This window comes from Pandoraea anhela, from assembly GCF_902459655.1.
Lineage (GTDB): Bacteria > Pseudomonadota > Gammaproteobacteria > Burkholderiales > Burkholderiaceae > Pandoraea > Pandoraea anhela.
Map to the genome: position 1 here is coordinate 276,799 of NZ_CABPSB010000001.1, position 24,542 is coordinate 301,340.

The 24,542-nt window shown below is 64.6% G+C and carries 16 protein-coding genes; 4 read left to right on the forward strand and 12 right to left on the reverse strand.

Translation table 11 applies throughout. The annotated features are described in order from the left end of the window. Positions 1-48: 48 nt before the first annotated feature. Both astB and astD read right to left on the reverse strand, forming a co-directional pair. Positions 49-1,410: an N-succinylarginine dihydrolase gene (gene astB, locus PAN31108_RS01180; protein ID WP_150667074.1), complete on the reverse strand. Its 1,362-nt coding sequence runs from the start codon at positions 1,408-1,410 to the stop codon at positions 49-51. A 68-nt stretch (positions 1,411-1,478) separates the two neighbouring features. Then, on the reverse strand, positions 1,479-2,960 hold the full coding sequence (gene astD / locus PAN31108_RS01185; protein WP_150667075.1) for a succinylglutamate-semialdehyde dehydrogenase: 1,482 nt from the start codon (positions 2,958-2,960) through the stop codon (positions 1,479-1,481). A 197-nt stretch (positions 2,961-3,157) separates the two neighbouring features. Here astD and astE point away from each other — a divergent pair, with 197 nt between their 5' ends. The 3 genes from astE (at position 3,158) to ydiK (ending at position 7,674) form a co-directional block, all read left to right on the forward strand. Further along, entirely contained in the window at positions 3,158-4,219 is a 1,062-nt protein-coding gene (gene astE, locus PAN31108_RS01190) for a succinylglutamate desuccinylase (RefSeq protein ID WP_150667076.1), read from the forward strand. Positions 4,220-4,531: 312 nt separating this feature from the next. Beyond that, the gene (locus PAN31108_RS01195; protein ID WP_150667077.1) at positions 4,532-6,361 is read left to right on the forward strand and encodes a hypothetical protein; all 1,830 of its coding nucleotides are present in this window, start codon (positions 4,532-4,534) and stop codon (positions 6,359-6,361) included. A 128-nt stretch (positions 6,362-6,489) separates the two neighbouring features. Then, complete coding sequence (gene ydiK / locus PAN31108_RS01200) at positions 6,490-7,674, forward strand: AI-2E family transporter YdiK (RefSeq protein ID WP_246183717.1); 1,185 nt, start codon at positions 6,490-6,492, stop codon at positions 7,672-7,674. Positions 7,675-8,250: 576 nt separating this feature from the next. Here ydiK and fahA read toward each other — a convergent pair. After that, a complete protein-coding gene (fahA, locus tag PAN31108_RS01205; protein ID WP_150667078.1) occupies positions 8,251-9,525 on the reverse strand; it encodes a fumarylacetoacetase in 1,275 nt (424 codons plus the stop codon). Between the two features lie 100 nt (positions 9,526-9,625). Then, the gene (hmgA, locus tag PAN31108_RS01210; protein WP_150667079.1) at positions 9,626-10,945 is read right to left on the reverse strand and encodes a homogentisate 1,2-dioxygenase; all 1,320 of its coding nucleotides are present in this window, start codon (positions 10,943-10,945) and stop codon (positions 9,626-9,628) included. A 146-nt stretch (positions 10,946-11,091) separates the two neighbouring features. On the opposite strand from hmgA, the gene PAN31108_RS01215 reads away from it, so the two are divergent. Further along, positions 11,092-11,997, forward strand: coding sequence for a LysR family transcriptional regulator (locus PAN31108_RS01215; protein ID WP_150667080.1), 906 nt, complete (start codon positions 11,092-11,094; stop codon positions 11,995-11,997). A gap of 117 nt (positions 11,998-12,114) precedes the next feature. Here PAN31108_RS01215 and PAN31108_RS01220 read toward each other — a convergent pair whose 3' ends face one another. The 8 genes from PAN31108_RS01220 to dps form a co-directional block, all read right to left on the reverse strand. Next, positions 12,115-15,504: a hybrid sensor histidine kinase/response regulator gene (locus tag PAN31108_RS01220; protein WP_150667081.1), complete on the reverse strand. Its 3,390-nt coding sequence runs from the start codon at positions 15,502-15,504 to the stop codon at positions 12,115-12,117. Positions 15,505-15,533: 29 nt separating this feature from the next. Then, positions 15,534-16,208: a response regulator gene (locus tag PAN31108_RS01225; protein ID WP_150667082.1), complete on the reverse strand. Its 675-nt coding sequence runs from the start codon at positions 16,206-16,208 to the stop codon at positions 15,534-15,536. A 204-nt stretch (positions 16,209-16,412) separates the two neighbouring features. Further along, positions 16,413-16,907, reverse strand: coding sequence for a hypothetical protein (locus tag PAN31108_RS01230; RefSeq protein WP_150667083.1), 495 nt, complete (start codon positions 16,905-16,907; stop codon positions 16,413-16,415). Between the two features lie 492 nt (positions 16,908-17,399). Continuing rightward, positions 17,400-18,242, reverse strand: coding sequence for a sulfite exporter TauE/SafE family protein (locus PAN31108_RS01235; RefSeq protein ID WP_174994793.1), 843 nt, complete (start codon positions 18,240-18,242; stop codon positions 17,400-17,402). Between the two features lie 239 nt (positions 18,243-18,481). After that, on the reverse strand, positions 18,482-19,828 hold the full coding sequence (locus PAN31108_RS01240) for a CaiB/BaiF CoA transferase family protein (protein ID WP_174994794.1): 1,347 nt from the start codon (positions 19,826-19,828) through the stop codon (positions 18,482-18,484). A gap of 246 nt (positions 19,829-20,074) precedes the next feature. Continuing rightward, positions 20,075-21,052, reverse strand: a complete 978-nt coding sequence (gene corA, locus PAN31108_RS01245; protein WP_150667085.1) for a magnesium/cobalt transporter CorA — start codon at positions 21,050-21,052, stop codon at positions 20,075-20,077. Positions 21,053-21,136: 84 nt separating this feature from the next. Next, a complete protein-coding gene (locus PAN31108_RS01250) occupies positions 21,137-23,842 on the reverse strand; it encodes a bifunctional acetate--CoA ligase family protein/GNAT family N-acetyltransferase (RefSeq protein ID WP_150667086.1) in 2,706 nt (901 codons plus the stop codon). Between the two features lie 200 nt (positions 23,843-24,042). Next, positions 24,043-24,528, reverse strand: coding sequence for a DNA starvation/stationary phase protection protein Dps (gene dps, locus PAN31108_RS01255; RefSeq protein ID WP_150667087.1), 486 nt, complete (start codon positions 24,526-24,528; stop codon positions 24,043-24,045). Positions 24,529-24,542 lie beyond the last annotated feature (14 nt).

Below are 24,542 nucleotides of genomic sequence, written 5' to 3' on the forward strand. Positions count from 1 at the left end.
GACTCCTGTCGTTTCGGATCGGAAGCAGGAACGGCGGCCACCGATCGCCTAGGCGTTGCGCTGGAACGGGTACACGTTGCCCAGACCGAGCAGTTGGGTCAGCTCATCGAGCGCGGTACGGCACTCGTCGAGCAATGCCGGATCGGCGAGATCGCTCACCGCCAGCCGATCGCGGTAGTGTCGCCTGACCCAATCGGTCAACGTGACGTAGCGCGCATCGTCCATCCAGAGACCGGCGTGCGTGGCCTTGCGCTCCTCGTCCGTGAGCACCACACGCAGGCGCAGACAGGCCGGCCCGCCACCGTTGCGCATGCTCTCACGCAGATCGAAGACGTGAAGCTCGCGAATCGGGCCGCCGCTGGCCACCAGCGATTCGAGATAGCGCCACACGGCCGGTCGTTCCCGGCACTCCTGCGGCACGACCAGTCGCATACCCCCGCCCACCTCCGGCGCACGCGCGAGCAATTGGCTGTTGAAAAGGTAACTCCCGACCGTGTCTTCCATCGACACGTCGGCATCGGACACCTCCACGACCTGAAGCTGCGTACCACGTGCCGCAAGCCGCTCGCGCAACGTCGCCAGCACGCTCGCCTGATCGACAAACGCCCGCGCATGGCAAAACAGCACATTGCCGTTGCCGACGGCGATCACGTCGTTGTGAAAAACGCCGGCATCGATGGCGTCGGGATGCTGCTGGGCGAACACGACATCTGCGGCGTCCAGACCGTGCAGACGCGCAATCGCCTGACTCGCCTGCAACGTCTGACGGGCGGGGAACCGACGCGGCGCGGGCGCACTCGCGAGGTCATCGCGGCCATAGACGAAGAACTCGACGCCGCGCTCGCCGTACGCGCCACAAAACCGCGTGTGGTTGGCCGCGCCCTCGTCGCCCAACGACGGCCAGCCCGGCAAGGCGTCGTGATGGGCGAAGCGCGATACGTCGGGGAACGCCGCGCGCAGGATGCGCGACGTGGTCTCGTGCTCGATCGCGCGGTGCAGCTTGCTGCAAAGATTCGCGGCGGTGAAGTGCACCCGGGCGTCCGATGTGTCGGCGGACGGGCTCACGGTCGCAGCGTTCGCCGTCCACATGCTCGCCGCCGAACACGCCGCGCCGAGCAAGGCCGGGGCGGTCCGAGCAGCCGCTTGAATAACGGCGCGGTCGTCGCCCGAAAACCCCAGCGCACGCAACAACGCGACCGACGGACGCTCCTGTGGCGGCAAGACGCCCTGTGCGTAGCCAAGGTCGGCCAGCGCCTTCATCTTCGCCAACCCTTGCAGCGCCGCATCACGCGGGTTAGATACGCGGTTGGCGTTGTTCGCCGACGCCACATTGCCAAACGACAAACCCGCGTAGTTGTGCGTGGGGCCGACCAATCCGTCGAAGTTGGCTTCGAGGGCAAAGCGTGTCATGTCAAATCCTGAGATTGCGATGGAGCGATGGGCCGCGATCTACGGCAATGTGCGGCATTGTGCCTGAATCAGATCGTACCGAAGTCCAACCCGGGACTCAGGCGTTCGGGCATGACCGCCCGCTCGGCTTCCATGGACGCCATCGGGTAAGCGCAGTAATCGGCCGCATACCAGGCGCTGGGACGATGATTGCCCGACTCGCCCACCCCACCGAAGGGGGCGGCACCAGCCGCGCCGGTCGTGGGACGATTCCAGTTGACCACGCCGGCACGAATCTCCGCGAGGAACTGCTCGTAACGCGCCGGATCGTCGGACAGCAATCCGGCCGCCAGTCCGTAGCGGGTGCGATTGGCAAGGGCAATGGCCTCGTCGAACGCATCGTAACGGAGCACTTGCAGCAACGGTCCGAAGTACTCCTCGTCCGGTAACGCATCGCGCGCAGCGAGCGCCGTCACATCGATCAGCCCCGGCGTCAGCAGCGCCGAGCGACCATCGGGTTGCGAGAGCGGCAGAATCGCACGGCCGCCCAGCGACATCAACTCGGCCTGCGCTGCGGTCATACGACGCGCGGCCTGCAACGACACGACCGCGCCCATGAAGGGCTGCGGTTCGGCGTCGTACCGGCCGACGCTGATGCGTTGCGTGACAGCCGAGAGTCTCTCGATGAACGCATCGCCTCGCGCGCCGCGCGGCACGAGCAGACGCCGCGCGCAGGTGCATCGCTGACCGGCGGAGAGAAACGCGGACTGGACAGTCACATGCACGGCGGCGTCGATGTCCGACGGGACGTCGACGATCAGGGGATTGTTGCCGCCCATCTCAAGCGCCAGCATCTTGTCCGGCCTGCCGGCGAATTGCTGATGCAGCGCGCGGCCCGTGGCGGAGCTGCCGGTAAAACACACGCCGTCGATGGCCTCGTGCGCGGCGAGGGCGACCCCGGTATCGCGCCCGCCCTGCACGAGATTGAGAACGCCCGGCGGCAGCCCGGCTTCGATCCAGCAGGCCAGCGTGCGTTCGGCCACGCCCGGCGCCAGTTCACTTGGTTTGAAGACGACCGTATTGCCGGCGAGCAAGGCCGGCACGATGTGACCGTTCGGCAAGTGCCCCGGGAAGTTATACGGGCCGAAGACCGCCATCACACCGTGCGCGCGGTGACGCACCACGCTCTCGCCCTCGGCGACGGGACTGCGCCGCTCCCCGGTGCGCTCCTGATAGGCTCGTGCGGAATTGACGACCTTGGCGGACATGGTCGCCACCTCCGTGCGGGCCTCCCATAACGGTTTGCCGGTCTCGCGTCCGATCGCGTCGGCCAGCGTTTCCGCACTCGCCGTCACAATGGCCGCGAAGCGCTGCAAGATGGCGAGCCGTTCGTCGACACGGCGGCGCGCCCAATCCCGCTGCGCACGACGGGCGGCCTGAACGGCGGCATCGACATCGGCAACGTCCGCCGCATGCCCCTGCCAGACGACGTCGCCCGACACGGGATCGAGAGAACGGAACTCAGCGCCGTTGGCAGCGCGCCAGACACCTTCGATGTACAGGTCTGTCATGAATGGCTATCCCGAAGGCCACGCCCGATAGCGCGGCGTGCGATGCGAACCATGATGACACGGATTCGACGACCGGAACAATGCATCGCCTGGGAGCGCACCGGCAGACCGTTGCCCAAAGGCGCCGAGCAGCTGCCGGTGTCGAACGTGCCAAGGACACGCATAGAATACGAGGACGTTTCAGGAGATTCCCCATCATGACCGACGCCCATCGTTCGGCCCTGCGCCACTGGCTCAGCGACGTTCGCGAATCGCGCGACTCCCCTCACGACAACGGCATCGACCCTTGCGGCGTGCGTTGGCGCCGGCATGCGCAAGGTGTGCTCGAGCTGATCCCTGCGCCTGCTTCGGCATCTGCCCCGGCAACGCCGCAGACCGCCGAAGCCCACCCCAGCTATCGCTACGACGCGATCCTCTCCTGCGGCATTCACGGCGACGAGACGGCCCCCATCGAAATCGTCGACGGCATGCTGCGCGACATTGCCGATGGCCGTCTGACGCTGCGCGAGCGCGTGCTCGTCGTCCTCGGCAATCCGGACGCCGTACGCGCCGGCAAGCGCTATCTCGAATACGATCTGAACCGCCTCTTTCAGGGAGCGCACGCCAAACGGGCCGAGTCGCCCGCCGTGCAGCGCGCTCGCGAGCTCGAAGTGATCGTCGCGCAGTTCTTTGCCGGTGTTGACGGCGTACGACGCCTGCGCCGTCACATCGATATGCACACCGCCATCCGTGCATCGCTGTATCCGCGCTTTGCCGTCGTGCCCGGCACGCCGCAGCACCGCCCGAGCGACTCGTGGTTCGACGCGCTGGGCGCCGCCGATATCGAAGCGACGATGCGTACCGAACAGCCGTCAGTCACGTTCTCCTACTTCACCTGCGCGCGGTTCGGCGCGCAAAGCTGCACGCTCGAACTGGGCAAGGTCGCGCCGTTCGGCGAGAACCGGCTCGACGACTTCTCCGGCATCGACGCGGCGCTGCGCCGTTGGTTGTCCGGCGGCGAACTCGAAGCACGCGATGACGGTCGGGTCCTGCACCCGAAGCGTTTTCGCGTGGCGGCCGAGATCGTTCGGCGCACCGACGCCTTCGTCCTCGACGTACCCGCCGACACGCCTAACTTCACCCCCTATCCCGCAGGCACCGTACTCGCGCGCGACGGCGAAAACGCCTACACCGTTTCGCATCCCGAGGAACGCATCGTCTTTCCCAATCCGAACGTGGCGAACGGGTTGCGCGCCGGCGTCATGGTCGTGCCGGAGTAATGCACGCGTCGCACGATCGGGAGCCCTGCGCAGCTTTTGCGTGATTGCCTTCGCCAGTTCACCGGCAGTGCGCCCTGGCAGCTACGCAGTATCGCGAATGAACGTTTTTAAACGCCTGTCCGGGCGTCGTCGCAATGCAGGGATGCAGGTAGGATCGCCCACTTCATTTCTCCTGCGCGACGGCGTTGGGCGGCGTGCGGCACGGTCGAGGGAGTCGCACGTGTCCGGCCGTCCATCGACGACATGCCACACGACATTTCCCTGCCCACGCCCGTCTTTCCCCGCACCTCCGGTCTTACCGTCGAACCTCCGATGTCCACCCCGGCAACCGAGTCGCAATTCAATCTCATCGACGATTTCGCGCGTGCGCAGCAATCCTCGGTGACGCTAAGCCACGGCCGGCGCACCGGGCGGCAAACCGCGGTGGCTCAGGCTATCCCGCGCGTGCATCGGAACGATCTCGTGGTGGCCGTGCGGCGTACCACCAATCTGTCGCCGCAACGCGGCGCACTGCGAATGTCTCCGTGTCCGATACGTGAGGCACAGAAGCCCGACACCGCCACGCAAATCTACGTCATGCTGCGCGACGACATCGCCATGCCGGCGCTGCGCCGCTTCGAGCAGACACATCGTGCCAAGATGACGCGGGCCAAGTCGGCGGCCAACGCCCCGCGCCCCGCCGCTCGGTCACACACGGCGGCCACGACACCGCCCTGGTTCGACGATCTGCTGCCCCACCTGAGGATCGAAGCCCAGCTCCTTGCGCAGCGCGGGCTGAGCGTGACCGAAGTTCGTCACCGGCTCGACGCCCTCTTCCTGCACGAGCACCCCGGCGTGTCGTGGCGCGCCATGCGCATCGGACTGGAGCGAGACGCCTTCCCGTTCGCGCTCGGCGCCACCGTCCTGTCCGTGCTCGCGGATACCGTCGATCCGCAGCGACGCCTGTCCATGATGTGGCCTCCGGTCGAAGCGATGGGCGTCGTGCTGATCAACCTGCTCGGCATGGCCCGTTTCAACGCGGCACACCCGGAACTGGCAAGCCGCCTCGCGCAACTGACACCGACACAAGCGCTCGAAGCCGTCAGCGCCATGTTGCGCGATCCGGTCCGAGACCTCGCGGCGCATGTCGTGGGCTTCGTGTTCTGTTACGGCATCGTCCGGAATCTCGCGCGTGTCGGCATAGAGGCCGGCTTGTCTGCGGCACTTCCGAGCATCATGGCGCATCGCTTCGGCAACACGATCCATTCGTGTCTGGAGATTCTGCTCTGCCCGATACCCGGCGCGTTGCTCGGCCCCGTCATCGACCGTATTGCCATCGCCCCGGAAAACGCGCGACTCGAACCCTTGCTGCAAGACCGTTTCGCGGATCTGATCTGCAAAATGAGCGACGATATGCCGCCCACCCCCTCGATCCCTTTCTGGACCGCTTTGCGCGGCCACTTCACGGCATTGCTGCGATCGGGCACACCTAAAGCCATCTGGCTGACGTTGTCGCTAGGCTTCTACTTCCTCTCGACGTTTCACGGCCCCGCAACCCGCATGGACGAACGCGGGATCGACAGCGACGCGGACTTCGAAACCTCCCATACCGGCAATACGACGCAAACGCCGCCCACCGACGCCGCGCACGGCGCCGGTGTCGATTGGCACACGCAGGCGGTACTGAGCGTCCTGTACGGTCTTATCGCCACCTTCGTCTCCATGCAGGGCATCGCCACGAGGCACGACGCCATTGCGACCGCCTACACCCGGCGACGCGGACGCCCGAAAATCAGCACCGTCACCGTCACATCGCAGGAAGATTCCGGACATTCGTCGGCCGGCTCCCATTCCGACTTGCCGGACAGCCCGGCGAGTCCGGAGCTTGCGTCCGACAGCGCCTTTCCCGTCACGAGCGGGCAAGCGTCGGCGTCGGGCGATCTCTGCGGCGATACCTCGGGAGATACATCAGGAGACGACTCCGTTTTTCTGCCGATGGACGACGCGCACAGCACTTCCTCCGGCAGCGAGACGGCGCAGACGCGGGCATCCGAATCCACCCCCGGGCGGCGGCACGGCACGTCGGTCGCGCCGCAGGGCATCTACCGCCGCCCGGCGAACGAGGACCCCGACCCCGCGATCGATCGGTACACGCCTTTGTGACGAAGTGTTGCGCGCACTTGCCGTGGCCGCCACGGCATGGCATCTTGCTCTCCAAGCGCGTTCTTTGCGCATGACTTCCCCGCGGGACGCACCGTACGACGCGTCGCCCCCTGCCTGCCGGAGCGCCTATGCTGAACACCACACCGAGCGAACTCGCCCGTAATCTGCTGATCGTTCTGGTCCTCGGACTGTTGATCGTCGGCACGTTATGGGTTTTGCTGCCGTTCCTGCCGGCTTTCATCTGGGCCGTCACGATCGTCGCCTCCACGTGGCCGTTGCTCATCGGTATGCAGCGACGGCTGTGGGGCAAGCGATGGCTCGCCACCACGATCATGATCATCGGCATGCTGATCATCGTCGTCGCCCCGCTGTCGGCCGCTATCGGCACATTGATCGGCCACGCCGCCGACATCAGCGATCAGGTGCACTCCATCGGCCAGCGGGGCCTGCCGATGCCGCCCGACTGGCTGGCCCGCATTCCCATGATCGGTCAGCGCGCCAGCGATGAGTGGCAGGCGCTTGCCGCTGCGGGACCCGGCGGTCTCGTCGCCAAAGTACAGCCGTATGCCGTGAAAGCGGCGTCATGGGCGTTTGCGAAACTGGGCTCGATCGGCCTGCTGGTGGTTCACCTCGGGCTCACGCTGATCATCTCCGGCATTCTTTTCATGCAAGGCGAGCGCGCAGCGCGGGCGTTGATTCGGATCGCACGACGCCTCGGCGGCGACCGCGGGGAAGAATCGGTGCGCCTCGCCGGCATGTCGATTCGCGCCGTGGCCCTCGGGATCGTGGTGACGGCGCTCACCCAGTCGCTGCTCGGCGGCCTCGGTCTGTGGCTCACGGGGGTACCGCTGCCCGGCTTTCTGACCGCGTTGATGCTGGTGCTGTGTATCGCGCAGATCGGCCCGTTCCCCGTGCTGCTGTCGAGCGTGGCATGGCTTTACTGGCAAGACAGTCCGACGCTTGCCACGCTGCTGCTGGTGCTGTCCGTATTCATCGGGATGCTCGACAACGTGATGCGTCCCATGCTCATTCGCCGCGGCGCCGACCTGCCCATGACGCTGATTCTCGCGGGCGTGCTGGGCGGCATGCTCACGTTCGGGATCGTCGGCCTGTTCGTCGGCCCTGTGATTCTGGCCGTAACGTACACGCTGCTCATGGCGTGGATCAACGAAGGGCTGAATCGGCCGGCGACGGCGCCGAGCGGCGCCCCGTTGGCCGCGTCGGAACATGGCGTGTCGCGCCCGGACGGGACAGCGGAAGCCGCCGGCAAAACGCTGGCGTCGGCGGCAACGGACGGCAAGAAGCACCGCTAGTCGACTCGGCGGCGCGCACGGTCGCAGGGCGCGTACGTTACGCGCCCAGGACATATTTTTCGGATTGCCTCACCTGTCACGCATCGCCCTGACATGGCTAAATATCTCCCGTACGCACACGTTTGCAGGAGATCCCCGATGCCACCCACCTCCCCGACCCATTCGACTAAGGTGACTGATGCGACCAAGGTGAGCGGCCCGGCCACCCCGCCGCCTCCCAACGTCGCCACAGACCCGAGCGCGCTGCGCCCGCGGCGCTCGCTGCGGGTGCCGCGCCGGGCATGTCTTGGCGATCCACCGCTGTTGCGGCGCGTCGATCAGGAGCTCGCTTACACACCGACGCGTTGCCGTGTGACGGCTAGCTTGCTGGTGGCGCGCGTCAATCCGTGGTGGCAGCGCCTGCCTTCGGGAAGCGTCGAGGCGCCGGACATGCAAGACGCCCCGCATACCCCCTCAAAACACAAACGCGCCGACCGGCGATCCGGTTCGGCGCGTTGATGGGCCACCAGGCATCACGCGCTCAGGCACGAGAGCCGCCTGTTCCGGCTCGGTAAGCCTCGCAGGCGTCGGTGCGGATCAGCGGGCTTTCGCGGGCAGGATCTTCCCGGACACCTCACCGAAGCCGATGCGGTATCCGTCGCCCTGACACCAGCCGGCCATCACCACCGTGTCGCCGTCTTCGATGAACGTGCGCTTGGCGCCACCGGCAAGCGTGATCGGGTTCTTACCGTTCCACGTCAGTTCCAGGAGGCTGCCGAACGAATCCGGCGTGGGGCCGCTGATCGTGCCGGACCCCATCAGATCGCCGACGCGGACATTGCAACCCGACACGGTGTGGTGAGCGAATTGCTGCGCCATGCTCCAGTACATGTGCCGGAAGTTGGTACGGCAAATCGAGGTCGGCTCGGCGTCGCCCTCGGCTTGCAGCAGCACTTCGAGTTCGATATCGAACGCATGCTTGCCCTGCTGTTGCAAATAGGCCAGCGGTTCCGGTGTCTGCTCCGGACCGGCGACGCGGAACGGTTCCAGGGCTTCCATCGTCACCACCCACGGGGAGATGGACGTGCCGAACGTCTTGGCATTGAACGGGCCGAGCGGCACGTATTCCCACTGCTGCAAGTCGCGCGCCGACCAGTCGTTGAGCACAACCATGCCGAAGATCGCCGCGTCGGCCTCCTGAACGCTCAGCGATTCGCCCAGCGCCGTGTTGCGTCCAACGATGAAGCCGGTTTCGAGTTCGAAGTCGAGTTTGCGGCAAGCGTCGAAAATCGGACGCGGCTGATCCGGCAACTTGATCTGACCGTTCGGACGATGCAGCGGCGTGCCGCTGACCACCACCGAGCTGGCGCGGCCGTTGTAGCCGATCGGAATTTCGAGCCAGTTCGGCAGCAATGCGTTGGCCGGATCGCGGAACATGCTGCCCACGTTGGTCGCGTGCTCTTTCGACGAGTAGAAATCGGTGTAGCCCGGCACTTCGACCGGCAGATGCAGCGAGGCCTGCGCGAGCGGCACCAGCGCTTGCGCCTTGAGCGCGGCGCTCTCACGCAGCGAGGCGTCGCCGCCGACCGCCAGCAGCGAGGTCAGACGCGCACGCGTGGCGCGCCATGCCTCGCTACCGAGCGCCACGAAGGCATTGATGGACGGCTGAGCGAATACCGGCGAGTCGCCCGCGTTGAGCACGCCGGCAGCTTCGAGCACAGCCAGATCGAGCACCTGATCGCCGATGGCGACGCCTACGCGCGGCGTCGGTTGCGACGCAGTGCTGAATACGCCGTAAGGCAGGTTTTGCAGCGGAAAATCCGTCACGCCGGTGTTGGCGGACGCGACCCAGCTTTGCAGGAGAGCGGACATGTGGAATTCCTTGTTCGATATAACGCTTCGGCCGGCCGTGCGCCCCACGGGCGCCGGGCCGGCTGACGGGATGATGTCGTTGATGGCGGCTGTGTGCCGCTTACTTACGGTTCGGGTTGAAGTGCTTCTTCAGGCCCTGCCAGCAGGTGTAGTAGTTGTCTTGCAACTGTTTGGTTTCCAGCGCGAAACGTGTCGGGTGAATGACCGCCGGCGTCTCGAACATGAAGGCCATCGTGGCGTCGACCTTGTGCGGCTTGCTCGTGTCGGCCGCAGAGGCCTTCTCGAACGTATCCGCATCGGGGCCGTGACCCGACATGCAGTTGTGAAGGCTCGCACCGCCCGGCACGAATCCCTCGGCCTTGGCATCGTACACGCCATGGATCAGCCCCATGAATTCGCTGGCGATGTTGCGGTGGAACCAGGGCGGACGGAACGAGTTCTCCATTGCCAGCCAACGCGGCGGGAAAATCACGAAGTCGATGTCGTCCACACCCGGCGTATTGCTCTGCGACTGAAGCACCAGGAAGATCGACGGATCCGGATGGTCGTAGCTGATCGAACCGATCGTATTGAAGTGACGCAGATCGTACTTGTACGGCGCGTAGTTGCCATGCCAGGCCACCACATCCAGGGGCGAATGACCGATGTCGGCGCGCCACAGCGCACCACCGAACTTCGCGACCAGTTCGAAGTCGCCTTCGACGTCTTCGTAAGCAGCGACGGGTGTCAGGAAATCACGCGGATTGGCGAGACCGTTCGAGCCGATCGGCCCCAGATCCGGCAGCCGGAACAACGCACCGTAGTTCTCGCAAACGTAACCGCGCGCACGGCCGTCAGGCAATGTGACACGGAAGCGCACGCCACGCGGCAATACGGCGATTTCGTAAGGCACGACCTCGAGCACGCCGAGTTCCGTAGCAATACGCAGACGCCCTTCTTGCGGCACGATGAGCATTTCACCGTCGGCGTTGTAGAAGAATCGGCCGTCCATCGACTGGTTGGCGGCATAGACGTGAATCCCGCAGCCGCGCGCGGCATCGGGACCGCCGTTACCGGCCATCGTCACCATGCCGTCGACGAAATCGGTCGGCGTCTCGGGCATGGACAACGGATCCCAGCGCATCTGGTTCGGCGGCGTAGGCACATCGCCGAAGCGGCTCAGCCAGCGCGTATTCTCGATGGCCGTGAACGGCTTGTGCATCGCGGCAGGACGAATACGATAGACCCACGAACGACGGTTATGACCACGCGGCGCCGTAAACGCCGTGCCGGAGAGTTGCTCCGCATAGAGGCCGTAAGGCGCACGCTGTGGCGAGTTCTGCCCGATCGGCAACGCGCCGGGCAATGCCTCAGTCGCGAACTCGTTGGTAAAACCGGACAGATAGCCCAGTTCCCCCTGAATTTGGTCTGCTTGGCGCATGAGTGGCCTCGTCTCCTGATGTCGAATGCCACCATTGTCCGGCAAGCGACCACATTTTTCGATATAAATAGACGAATCCACTATATTCGCAACGTGAATAATAGTAAGGTCGTAGTCGCCGCGACTTTCCGCCTCCCCCTCAAGCCATGATTTCGTTACGTGATGTCGATCTGAACCTGCTGGTCGTCTTCCATGCGGTCCTCACGCATCGCAGCATCTCCCAGGCGGCGCGCGAGCTGGGCTTGTCGCAGCCTGCGGTCAGCAATGGCCTCGCACGCCTTCGGCAAACGTTCGAGGACGAACTCTTCACGCGGACCGGCACCGGCATGCAACCCACGCCCTTTGCCGAGGCGCTGGCCGAGCCGGTGTCCACCGCGCTTGCGGGCATTTCTCGGGCGATCAATCACCGCGAGGCATTCGACCCGGTGAGCAGTCAGCGGGAATTCACGCTGGCCATGACGGACGTGGGCGAAGTGTATTTCATGCCGGCCCTCATCGACCTGTGCACGCGGTTGGCCCCGGGCGTGCGTATCAGCACGGTGCGCGCGTCGTTGCCCGAGCTCAAGGATTCGATGGCCGCCGGGCGAATCGACCTCGCGGTGGGGGCGTTTGACGACCTGACCGGGCCGTTCTTTCAACGACGGCTGTTTCGTCAGCAATACGTGAGCATGTTCCGTATCGGCCATGCGCTCGATACACCAGAGGCCGGACTGGCGGAATTCAAGGCGGCCCGCCATTTGTTCGTGGCCACGGGCGACAACCCATATGCACGCGTCAATCAGCTTCTCGCCCAGGCCGGTTTCGGCAGCGACGCCAACTTTTGGGTCCCCCACTTCATCGCCGTGCCCTATGTCGTCAGCGCGAACGATCTCGTGGTGACGGTGCCGCAGAAGTTTGCCGAGCGCGCCGCCGCTCCGTTCGGCCTGCGCTTCGTCAAACCGCCTCTGCGCCTACCTGCGTTGCAAACCAATGTGTTCTGGCACCGGCGTTACCATCAGGACGCCGGAAACCAGTGGCTGCGCCAGTTGATTTCGGAACACTTCGTGGAATAAGACAGCGCGGCGCAAACGCGTGATGGGGCGCGGGACGAACGCCCAGGTCGGGTGACGGCAAAACGGATAGGACACGACGACGACAAACCGGCGGAATCATTGCCCGCCGGACTAAGCCTATGCATCGCTGACAATCGCATGTCCTTGCGCGCGCAGCCAGTCGTTCCAGGCAGTATCGAGCGCGTCGAACGCAGCCTCCATCTGGCCGACGGATGCCTGCGGCGCGAGATGTTCGACTTGCGCGGCAAGTGACGCCAGCGAACTCAGTCCGAACGCCATGAAACCACCACGCAGTCGATGCGCAGAGTGACGCAGCGTCTCACGCGAAACGTCGGCCAGTGCGGCACGGCAATTCGCAATGTCCTGATCCGCGATCTTGACGAACGTGTCGAGCATGTCCGACAACGGCAGGCGCCAGTCTTTCGGCGACGCCGCTTCCGGTGCAGGCTTGGGTGCACTCTCGATCAGGCGCGTCGACGCCGGGAGCGGTGCAATCTCGACGCAAAGCGATGGGTAGCGCGAACGAACCAGTTCAATGACTCGCAACAGCGAACGTGCATCCACCGGCTTGTAGACCACCGCGTCGTAAGGCGACTTCGCTTCACGGTCGTTTCTTAGCGTGACGTCCGCCGTTGCCACCACGACGGGCACATGCGGCGCGCGCGCCTTGATATCCGTTGCCAGCGCGTGACCGGAGATATGGGGCATGTTGGCGTCGGTGATCACCAGCATGTGCGACTCGGCATCGAACGCATCGAGCGCTTCACGCGGGTCGTGATAGCAGTCGACCATCGCGCCCAGCCCTTCCAACTGACGCGACAGCAACATACCGCTAATGGGATGGTCGTCCGCCACGAGCACGTACCAGCCGGCCAGGGGCTTCACCCGTGCCTGAGCGTTCGCCGTGCCCGGCACCGGCAAATCTCCGTTGGCCGCCAAGCCGGGACGCGGCGCCGCCCCCAGCGCCTCCCAAAGCTCAGCTTGCTGGAACAGCGCAATATCCCTCGGCCAAACCGGCGCGCTGCCGGTCGGGCGATCCACCGGCGTGGCGCGCAGCAAATAGACTTCCGCGCCCGCCATCCCGCGCACCGGCCATTCGTCGGCAAACATGAGCAGCCCCGAATCCTGCTCACGTCCCACGCCGGTCGACCATGACACGGCGTCGTCGTGCCGAACCGGTTGGAAGCCGGCGCGACGAATCAGGGCATCGAGATACCAGTGACGACGCTCCATCGCGCTGACGTAAGCGAACGTCTCGCGAGAATCCACGACAATCGGGGCCTCGCTATCGGGCGCCCACGGCAGATGGAGCGTAAAGCGCATCGTCGTGCCCTTGCCCTCCTCGCTGTCGACCGCCAGTACACCGCCCAGCATGCCGACGAACTGATGCGAGATCGCCAGCCCCAGCCCGGTGCCGTGCTGCATGCCCGGCTCCGTCGTGCTTTTACCGAACGGCCGGAACAGATCCGCCAGATCCGAGGCGGCGATGCCCACACCGCTATCGCTCACGGTGAAAGCCACATCGCAGCCTTGCATATCGGCGCGCGTGACCATCGCGCTGAATGCCACGTATCCCTTTTCCGTGAACTTGATGGCATTGCCCACCAGATTGGTGACCACCTGACCGAGACGCAGCGCATCCGTGTGCACCGCGCGCGACAGTTGCGGGTCGATCATCCAGTCGAGCGTGAGCCCCTGCAAACGCGCACGTCCCGTGAACGACAAGCCGACCGCCTCAAGCTCCTTGAGCAGCGAACAGTCGCGCGAATTCAATTCGAAGCGTCCGACCTGAATGCGCGAATAGTCGAGCAGATCGTTGATGAGGTCCAACAGGTTGCGCGTCGAACTCTCCATCACATCCACGTAGTACCGATGGTCGTCGCCCAGATTCTGCGCACTGAGCAATTCGAGCGATGCCAGCGTGCCGTACAGCGGCGTGCGCATTTCATGGCTAACCGTGGTGAGGAACACGTCCTTGGCGCGATTGGCACTCTCGGCCGCCAGACGTGCCTTGCGTTGCTCCAGCTCGAAGCGACGCTGCTCGGTGACGTCGGACAGCGTGCCGATCAGCACCGGTTGTTCGCGAAACACCGTGTCGACGAAACTCACGGCGTAGTGGCGCTCGCCCGCATCGTCGAGCGCGCTCAACAAACGACGCACCGGACGCGCAACCACCCCGCTATGAAGCTGACGATACATGCGCGTCAGCTCGCCGTCGCCGAGGTGCCTTAGCAAATCGACGGTGCCCGCATAGGCGGGATTGCTCATCACCACCGCCGGCTCGAAAGGATCGATGATCGCCATGCCGACGGGCGCCGTCTCGATCAGGGTCTGCGTGAACGCGTCGCGCTCCAGCAGCGCGGTCGTGCGCTGACGCGCCGGTTCGATGATCCGCTGTCGCATGTATCGCATGCCTGCATACACACCGCCGGCATACAACAGCAGCAGCAACGTCGCCCCGAGCAGTAATGTGGCGTTCTCGCGCAGCAACTGCGCCGGACGGACGGCATATCGAACGAACCACGGCGTGGACGCCAGCCGACGCTCGAAAACGAGCCGCTGACCGTCGGTGCGCAACGTCATCTGCGCGCCGCCGAAGAGCGGCAGGGTGACGAGCGTACGCAAATGCCCCAACGACGAAAGCGGCAGCCCCGCGCTGGCAATCACGAGGCCGTCCTCCGAAATCAGTTGCAGCGCTTCACCGGTGCGCTCGAGGTGCCGCATGCGCGGCGGCACGATCATTTCGGGCGACATGCTGGTGCCCACGTAGAGAACCAGATGCCCGTTGAGATCCCGGATCGGCACGAAGCTCGACACGGTCTTCAAATGGGTGACGGGATGTTTGTAGTTGTAGGTCCAGAACGGACCGTCGCTGTTGCCTCGAATGCGGGCGTGGTAACGCTCCACCTTGTTGATCTCGGCGAGCATCGCCTGCGTATCCTGTGCGAGGTCGTCAGACGTGAACGCCTCGCGGCCGATGGCGGGCCGATACGTCGCGAAGGCGCCATCGGCGGAAATGATGAAGGTTTCGTCCTGCGCGTCGAGCGGGCTCCAGAAGTTGGCGTCGAGCACCATGAGCCGCAGCGTCAGGCGCGCCAGCAACTCTGCGCGCTCCTGCGAAATGTCCGCGAGCTTGACGATCTCGAACTCGCTGTCCCACCCCACACCGTTGATGCGCCGGGCGGTGCCGACCGGCATCGACATGAGCGGCTTCAGAATGCGGTCGGTCAGCGCCTGCGTCGCCCCGCCAGGGCGAATCGAACTCGCTTGTGTGGCCTGCGCCATTGCGCGAGCCTGCTCATTGAAAATCTCGAGGTCGCGGATTTCCCTGCCGACGGCCGCAAAGAACGACTCCGTTTTCTGTCCGCTTTGCCAGAGCGTGCCGAACAGGGCATACGACACCGCAGCGACCCAGACCGACAATCCAAACAGAAGTGCGAGCAGGCCACCAATGCGAAGCAGGCGGCCGGCGATCGCGATGTCACGCGTCATCGTTCTGGCAGGCATAGACTCCAACGTCTGTCGTCGCGGCGGACTCAGGCGGCACTCGGCGCTTCGGCGTCGCTCTCACGCCCGAACTGCACCGGGCTCGACACATGCAATTTGAAAAGCTCCATGTCGGTGCGGCACCCCAGCTTGCACATCGCCATGCGCTTCTGGTTGTTGATCGTTTTGGCCGAACGCTTGAGTGCACCCGCAATCTGCGACACGTTCTGACCGTCGAGATACATGCGCAGCACTTCCATCTCCTTCGGCGAGAGCGGACGACGCGCCGTCGGCTTACGTCGCATCTGCTCTTCGAGGATCTGCTCCGCGCGCCCGCCCCGGTAACTCATGCCGCGGCGGCAACGCTCCACGCACACCGTGATTTCGCGCAGGTCGTCCGATTTCGTCATCACGCCCAGTACGCCACAGCTGTCGAGAGCATGAATGATGGCGGGCTGCTCGATCGACGTGAACACGATGATCTTCACATCGGGGTATTTGCGACGCACGCGATTGATCATGACGAGACCGTCGCCAAAAGCGCCGCCCGGCATGCAGTAATCGGTGATCAGCACGTCGACGGAGTTCGTCTCGAGCGCCTTGAACAACTCGGTCGAATTCGAAACGGGAGGCAGGACGTGAAAACCCGGGTCCGGGGACAGCATTTCACGCAGCGTGGAGGCAACGATCGGATGATCGTCTGCAATCAGAATCTTTACCATCATTTGCGAGATCCTTTCAGAAGAATTCAGCCATGGGCGCGCGCCACCCTTCGCCGTGTCGATGCGTCATGGCTTCCCAAAAGAGAATGTGCGTCTTGCCAACGCACGCGTTGGTCCCTCAGGCGTAACCGCATTGCTGCCAGGCGACTTTGCGGGACGGGATATACCGGCGCATGGGCCACGCAGCGCCCTCGCCCGTTGTCAGCCCTACCCGACGATATCGGCCGCTCTGGGGCCGTCGACGGTAGTCCACGCCGAGCACGTCTTGTGCCCTGTCAACCGGGATGTGCCCGAGCCGATGACCGGCTTGACACAGTAACGAATGCGAACGCCTCGCAAACCCGCCGACGGCATCATCTCGCGCGCGCGTCCGACGACACGAATGCGTGTCGGTCCGGATGCCGCCTCCCACAGATGCACACTGTCGGTCTCAGGCCAGTCCGCCATCCAGCGATACGTACCGCTCACGACGACGCCGACCTGCGGCGTACCACTCATCTTCACCGCTGCCGCCACCGGTCGCAACCGCGATTCGACCTCTCGCGGTGCGGCAACCGGTAACTCCGCCCTCGACAGCGACGCCCCTTCGCTTTCGGATTCCGAAGCGGGGCCACTCACAGTCGCCGTCGACGCCTTGTATTCGCTACATCCCACGAGCAGCGCCACGACCAGCACGCCGCCGAAGGTTGTCAATGTCGTCATCGCGCGTCGTCCCGCCGCCTGTCTGGCATTCAGGCGGCGGGACGAATTGGGCAGGAAAGCGTCAACGTGTGTTGTGTTCATCGGTCCATTACCAATCGCATCGCCGCGTGACATCTGAACGTTACGCGTCATTTTTACGACCAGCGGAAATATAGGATAAATCTACAAAACCCTACCGTTTTGGAACTGTTTATAGGAAATATCCTAGTCCAAATTAGGAGGAACACCGTTCGCGATTCGCGCGGCCCACGCATCTCATTCCAATCGAATGCGGGAATAACTCAGATGACGTAGTACGAACGCGCATGCAACGTTCTGATGGACAGCCGCATGAAGAAAAGATTCATTTGGAAGGTGACTGTTGCGCAAACCACAGTCGTCGCGCGGTGTAATACGCGGCCGTAATGACCGCGTAATCAAGCAAACGCCCGCCGATTTGATAGGCGAGTTTTATGGGCGTAATGGGTTTTCGCAATTACCGCTTTAAGCGAATCAAATCCCGAACGCTTTGACGAACATGCCGAGCGCGACGGCGGCCATCAGCGACGAAAAGATTTGCTGGAGTCGGGATGCCGCGAGACGCGGGGCCAGCGCGCGACCGAGCAACATGCCTGCGACAGCGCCGATGACGAATATCCAGCCTTGTTCACCGGGGTGCATACCGTGCCACCATGCGTTGGCAACGGTCCCGGCAGAGATGAGCGCAATGACGAAAAGCGATGTCGCCACGACGCCGTGTACGGTGATATCGGTGAAACGGCGCAGCGCTGGGACGATCACGAATCCGCCGCCAACGCCCAGCAATCCCGAGGCAAAGCCCGACACCGCCCCGATCATCCCCAGCGTGCCGGCCACACGTCGCGTCCAGTGAAGCCGGCCTGTGGACGGATTCATGCGGCAAGGCGGCGATGATTCACATGGCACAGACGTCTCACCATGCGCCGCCTTTACCGCAGCGCCGCGCGACGCGCGGTACATGCGCCCGGCCACGATCAGCATCGCCATGGCGAACAGGCCGACAAGCCACCGCTCCGGCAGTCGATGCGCCGTCCAGCTCCCGATCGGCGCCAGGCACACACCGACTCCCGCCATCAGCACCGCCGCGCGGTAACGCACGATGCCGGCGCGCAGTCCCTGCGCACTGCCGACGGCCGCACTGGCACCGACAGCGAGTAACGCCACCGGCCCGGCCTGCGGCACCCCCCAGCCAAGGCCGAACACCAGCGCCGGAACAGCGAAGATGCCGCCTCCCGCGCCGGTCAGCCCCAACACCAGACCGACGGCGGCACCCAGCACGGCGGCCACTGGCGAAGCACTTGAGAGATCGGCAAACATGGGCGAAATCCGGTAGGAAACGATTCGGCTCGAAAGCTAAATCACTATTTGTCATATGCTTATGACGATGAATTATATAGAAACGTCCGCCTTAGGAAAAGTCCCGCTTCGCCTGCGGATCCGCTTGCGCGGCAAGGGGAAAGGACAGTCGGCGGCAATGCGTAACCCGTCCGCCAAAAAGAAAACGGCACTCAATGAGTGCCGTCAGAACGGAAAACGGGGCGGCGAACGGATGACGTCTACGTCCGACGTGACTTGCTGTTCGCGTTATTCGAAAGGGTCTGCGCGCCTTCCGCCTGAAGCTCGGCGAGGATGTCGCCGGTATGGGCGCCGGGCGCCGGCGGATCGAGCCTCGTCACCGGACTCCGCCCGTTCAGACGCACCGGCGAGACTATCGTGTGCGTGGTTTCTCCGCTGGGCAACACCATGGGGCGTACCCACCCCATATGCGCGACTTGCGGATCGGCCAGCACGCGCGAATAAGTGCTGATCGCCGTGCACGGCACGCCGACGGCGACCAATCGCGCCAGCCAGACGCCGCGATCTTCGAGTACGAACACCGCTTCGAGGACGTCGCGCAATGCCGCCTGATGGCGCGCCCGTTCGCGCGCATTGCCAAACCGAGAATCGTCGAGCAGATCAACGCGATGCACCAGCGCACAAATCGCCTGCCAGTGCGCCTGTCCGTCGAGATCCATGCCGAAATACCCATCGCGGGCGCGGAACGTCGGCCACGGCGCAGACGGGCCGCCGAAACGCTTCCCGTCCCGCTCGGCCTCGCCCTCCGTATCACGCTCGCCATCGGACGCGTCGCCCAGCCCCGAGGACACCTGACCGAGTCCGGCCCTCTCGGCGAGCGCCTGCCGTTGCCGCGTCGTCGCGGGCACGCCCTCGGCACCCGCTTGCCCCATGGCGGCCGCAGGCACCAGACCGGCCCGCTGCGACGCTTCGGCCCCGGCGTCGCCGGCGCGCAAGGCGGCAATGGCGAGAGTCGTGCCGAGCATGGGCACGTCGATGTGGACACCGACACCCTGCTGTTTCGCTGCCACGAGCGCTGCCGACACCGAAAATGCCGCGTACAGTCCGGCGGCAAGATCGGCCACCGGCAGGTCGCGCGGCGGCTCTGCCCCGTTCGATGCTGCGCCGAACATACCTCGCACCGCCTCGAGCGCGGGCATGCCCCCGGGCTGCGCCACCGAACGCGGGCCATCCTGACCGAAAGCGGAAATGGAAACGTAGACGAGATGCGGCTGAACGCCGGACAGCGCGTCGTAACCCAGTCCGGCGCGCGCCAGCGTGCCGGGCGGCAGGCATTCGATGACGACGTCCGCCCCGCGCACCAGCGTATGCGCGAGACTACGGCCTTCGAGCGTGAGCAGATCCAGCGCGACGGAACGCTTGTTGCGCCGCAACCCCAGTTGCGTGGCTTCGCCGAGCGCGCTGTGATTCTCGTTGGAAAGGTCATCGACGGGCTCGTCGACCATGATGACATCAGCGCCCATATCGGCCAACAGCATGCCGCAATAGGCACCGGCCGCGCCGCGGCAGAACTCGATGACGCGGATCCCCGTGAGTGGTGCGTTCAATATCTGGCCCCTATTTGCCTGACGGTCTTTTGTTGTTTTCAACCCTTGGCAACCGTCTGACGCGGCGTTGACCGGATTCTAGAACAGTTACTCCACGCCGGTCACTACGAAAAAATGGCGGTTCGATGCCGCGTTGCCCCCGGGCAACAGGCGCGGTGCGAATCAGCCGATTGTCCGCAAAAAGGCCGCCGGGACATACGCCTGACATGGACTGTCTGGCGCATGCCCGCCTGCGCACGTCGGGCGTCAGAGCCAGCCGGCCTTCCGAAATTTGAAGAACAGCAGCACATCGATGACGATCATGATCGCGATACAGGCCGGATAACCGTAATGAAGCTTCAATTCGGGGATATCGTCGAAGTTCATCCCGTAGATCCCGGCAATCATCGTCGGCACGGCGAAAAGCGCCGCGAACGAGCCCAGGCGCTTCGTCGTTTCGTTCTCCGAGAGCGAGATCATGCCGAGATTGACGGACAGCGCGGTGGTCACCATTTCCCGGAGCAGGTCGATGTTTTTCGTGATGCGCTGAAGATGGTCGAAAACGTCGCGGAAGTACTCCTGCATGCCGCCGCAAAGCTTGGGCGCCATCGCCCCGAACAGCTTGCTCACCGCTTCCATCAGCGGCACGCAAGCGTGTTGCAGCGTGATGAGCCGACGCTTGAGCTGATACAGATCCTCGATGATCGCGCGTCCCTTGGAAGGCGCGTTCGGCGTGAAGATCTGCTCCTCGATGGCTTCGAGTTGCGCTTCGAGATCGTCGAATACCGGGAAGTAGCTATCGACGATGGCATCCATCAGGGCGTAGAGCACGAAGATCGAGCCCTGACGCAGCAGATGCGGCTCCTTCTCGGCCCGGGCGCGTACCGCGCCCAGCCCTTGCGTGGCGTTCGAGCGCACCGACAGCACGTAGTTGTGCCCCGCGAAAATCGCCACTTCACCGAGGGAGAAATCCCCGGCCTCGTCCTTGTTGAGTACATGAAGCACGGCGAAGAGCGAGTCGCCGTACTGTTCGATTTTCGGCCGCTGATGACCGTGCTGCGCATCTTCGACGGCAAGGTCGTGCAGGCCGAATTCATGTTGCATCTGCGCCAGCTCGCCCGGGCCCGGGTCTTTTAGCGCCACCCAGACGAAACAATGCGGTCGCTCGAGGTAATCCGAGATCTCGTCGGGATGCAGATCGGCAATCTTGCGGCCATCCTCATAGGCCACGCAATTCACTAGCATTCGTCTTCCTGGTCGAGGCGGCCGCCCTGCCCCGCGAGCAAACGCCGGGCGCAGCGGGCAGCACAGCCGCCATTGCCGCGACCGTCACACCGTGCGTGTCTCCCGCGCCTGCGCCGTCTGTTGCAGCGGCAGCCGGATATGAAGAATGCCCGCCTCCATTTCCTTGTCTTCGACAAAGCCGAGGTGACGGGCGAGTGTCAGCATACGCGTATTTGCCGAGAGCACATAGCCGATGAGTTCCCCGGTGCCTCGTTTGCGACTGTAATCGACGATGTGCTCCATGAGCGCACGCCCCAGCCCTCGCCCCTGCGCGGCCGGAATCACCGTCACCGCGAACTCGGCGACCGTGTTGTCCGGATCGGCCAGCGCCTGCACCACGCCGAGCAACCGCGTCTGCCCCGTCTCGTCCTGCTCCGTCGCGACGAACGTCATCGCCCGGTCGTAATCGATCTGCGTCACACGCGCCATCTGCGAGTGCGACAACTCCTTGATGAGCCCGAAGTAGCGAAACTGCACGTCCTGCGGCGTGAGCGTGTGGAAGAACGCGTTATAGGCCGGCTCGTCCTCAGGCCGGATCGGACGCACTCGCACCGGCTTGCCGCCGGCATCCACCGTGCTCTCCAGTTCTTGCGGATACGGTGCGATCGACAGTCTGCCGTGCCCCGGCACGGCAGGCGCTCGCGCCACGATGCGCGCGTCGAGCGCGAGCACGCCGTGCGCGTCCGCGAACAGCGGATTGATATCGAGTTCCGCGATTTCCGGCACGTCGCACACGAGTTGCGAGAGCTTCACCAGCGTCAGGTAGATCGCTTCGTGATCGGCCGCCGGACGGTTGCGATAGCCCGCCAGCAGTTTCGATACCCGCGCTCGCGCCACCATGTCGCGCGCGAGATTCAGGTTCAGCGGCGGCAAACCGATGGTGCGATCCGCGATGACCTCGACCGCCGTGCCGCCCTGCCCGAACAGCAGCACCGGCCCGAAAACGTTATCGGTCGCCACACCGACGATCAGCTCGAAAGCCTCCGCCCCGTTGGCCATGCGTTGCACCGAATAGCCGGTCACGCGCGCGCCGGGCTTCGCCGCCAGCGCGCGCTTGCGAATCTGGCGCGCCGCCTCGGTCGCCTGCTCCGCCGTTTCGATATTGAGAACGACGCCGCCGACATCCGACTTGTGCGTGATATCGGGTGAAATCAGTTTGACGGCGACCGGAAAGCCGATGCCCTTCGCCAGTTCGCCCGCAAGCTCCGGCGTCTCGGCAACGAGCGTCTCGACGACCGGAATGCCGTAGGCGGCCAGCACGCCCTTCGCTTCCGGCTCGGTCAGCAACGCCCGCCCCTCGCGCATGGCGCTGTCGACGATCGCCCGCACACGCGCCACATCGGGCGCAAAGCCCGGCGGAATGGACGGCGGCGTTTCCATGAGCAGCGCCTGGTTGCGGCGATAGTTCACGGCTTCGAGGAACGCGCGCGCAGCGTTCTCCGGGGTGTCGTAGGTAGGCAATCCGGCTTCCCGACAGATGCGACGCGCCCGCTCGGCCGTCTCGCCGCCCAACCAGCAAGTGAAAACGTTTTTCGACGGCTTCGGCAATGCGGCGAGCGCGGTTGCGACATCGAGACTCGGCATGACGGCGGTAGGTGCCTGAATGAACAGCACCGCCGCCGTCTCAGGGTCGTCGCACAAGGCCGCGAGCGTTGCCGTGTAACGTTCGAGATCCGCGTCGCCCCCGATATCGACCGGATTGACGCGGCCCAGCGTCTTCGGCAGCGCGGCGTCAAGCGCTTCGCGCGTCCTGTCGTTCAGATGAGCGAGCTTGCCGCCTTCGAGCACGAGGGCGTCGGTCGCCATCACCCCCGCGCCGCCCCCATTGGTCATGATCGAGAGCTTGTCGCCGGTGAAAGGACGCAACCGCGCGAGCGTCTCGACCGCGGCAAACAATTCGTCGGTCGTATCCACGCGCAGCATGCCGGCACGACGGATGGCTGCATCGTAGACGTCGTCCGACCCGGCGAGCGCCCCCGTGTGCGACGCCGCCGCCTGGGCCCCTTCGGGCACCCGTCCCGACTTGATGACGACGACCGGCTTGTTACGCGCGGCGGCCCGCGCGGCGGACATGAACTTGCGAGCGTCGCGAATCGATTCCATGTACATCAGAATCGCATCCGTGCCCGGGTCGCTGGCGAGGTAGTCGAGCATGTCGCCGAAGTCCACATCGGCGCTGTCGCCCATCGACACGAAGTGGGAGAAACCGATTTCGCGCGCATCGGCCCAGTCGAGCACCGCGGTCGTGAGCGCTCCCGATTGGGAGACGAACGCGAGCTTGCCCGCGCGCGCGCCCATGTGCGCGAAGCTCGCGTTAAGGCCGATGCCAGGACTCAGCAACCCGATACAGTTCGGCCCGAGAACACGCAGCACGTGCGGCTTCGCGTTCCTGAGCATGCGGTCCTGCAACGTCACGCCGTGACGATCCTTCTCGCGCGCGAGCCCGGAGGTCAGCACGACCACGGCTCGCGTGCCGCGTTCACCGAGGTCCCTGATGAGATCGGGCACGGTCGATGGCGGCGTGCAGATCACCGCGAGATCGGGCGCCTGCGGCAAGTCGCCGACGTCGCGGTAGCACTTCAGGCCGGCCAGCGTCGAATACTTCGGGTTGACCGGGTAAATGTCGCCCTTGAAGCCCCCGTCGACGACGTTTTGCAGCACAGTCGTTCCAACACGACGTTCGCGGTTGGACGCGCCGATCACGGCGACCGATTTCGGCTGAAACATCTGGCTGAGGTTACGGGTGGTCATAGCGGCTCCGGGGGGATGGTGAGCAAGACAGGCGAACGCGCGCGCCGGCGTGTTCCGGTGCGCGCGTTCGTCGGTGGCCGACGCGACTCGGTCGGCTCAGCAATGGCATGTAGCAGCAATGGAACGGGGGCCTGCCAAATCCCCGGTCCCACCGCGACGGCACATGGTGCAGGCACCCGAACGGCTGCCCGGCAACGTCGTCATTCGCCGCGCAGGTGCGCTTCGACCTTCCACAGGTGATCGTCGACACCGCGCGAGATTTCGGTGAAGACGTCCGACGTGGTCGCGTCGCCGATTTCAGCCGACGCATCGATCAGCCCGCGAATGATTTCACCGTAGGCGGCGAGCGCTTCGGCCAGCGCAGCCGCGTGATCGAGACCTCGCTTGAACTCGTTCTTGTAGGTCGGCAGTTCGGTCTTCTGCGCCACCGTCTGCACGCGACCGTCAGCCACGCCGCCCAGCGCCACCAGACGCTCGGCACACAGATCGGCCCACTCGATGGCGGCGTTGTACACCTCATCGAACAGCAAGTGCAGCTCGATGAAACCCGGCCCGTGGACGTTCCAGTGCGCCTGCTTCGCCTGACGCTGCACATCGATGCCGTTGAGCAGCCCGCGACCCAGCAGATTGACCGATTCGGTACGAATCTTTTCACCAAGGGTGTTACGCGTATGATTCAGAGCCATTTGACACTCCTGAC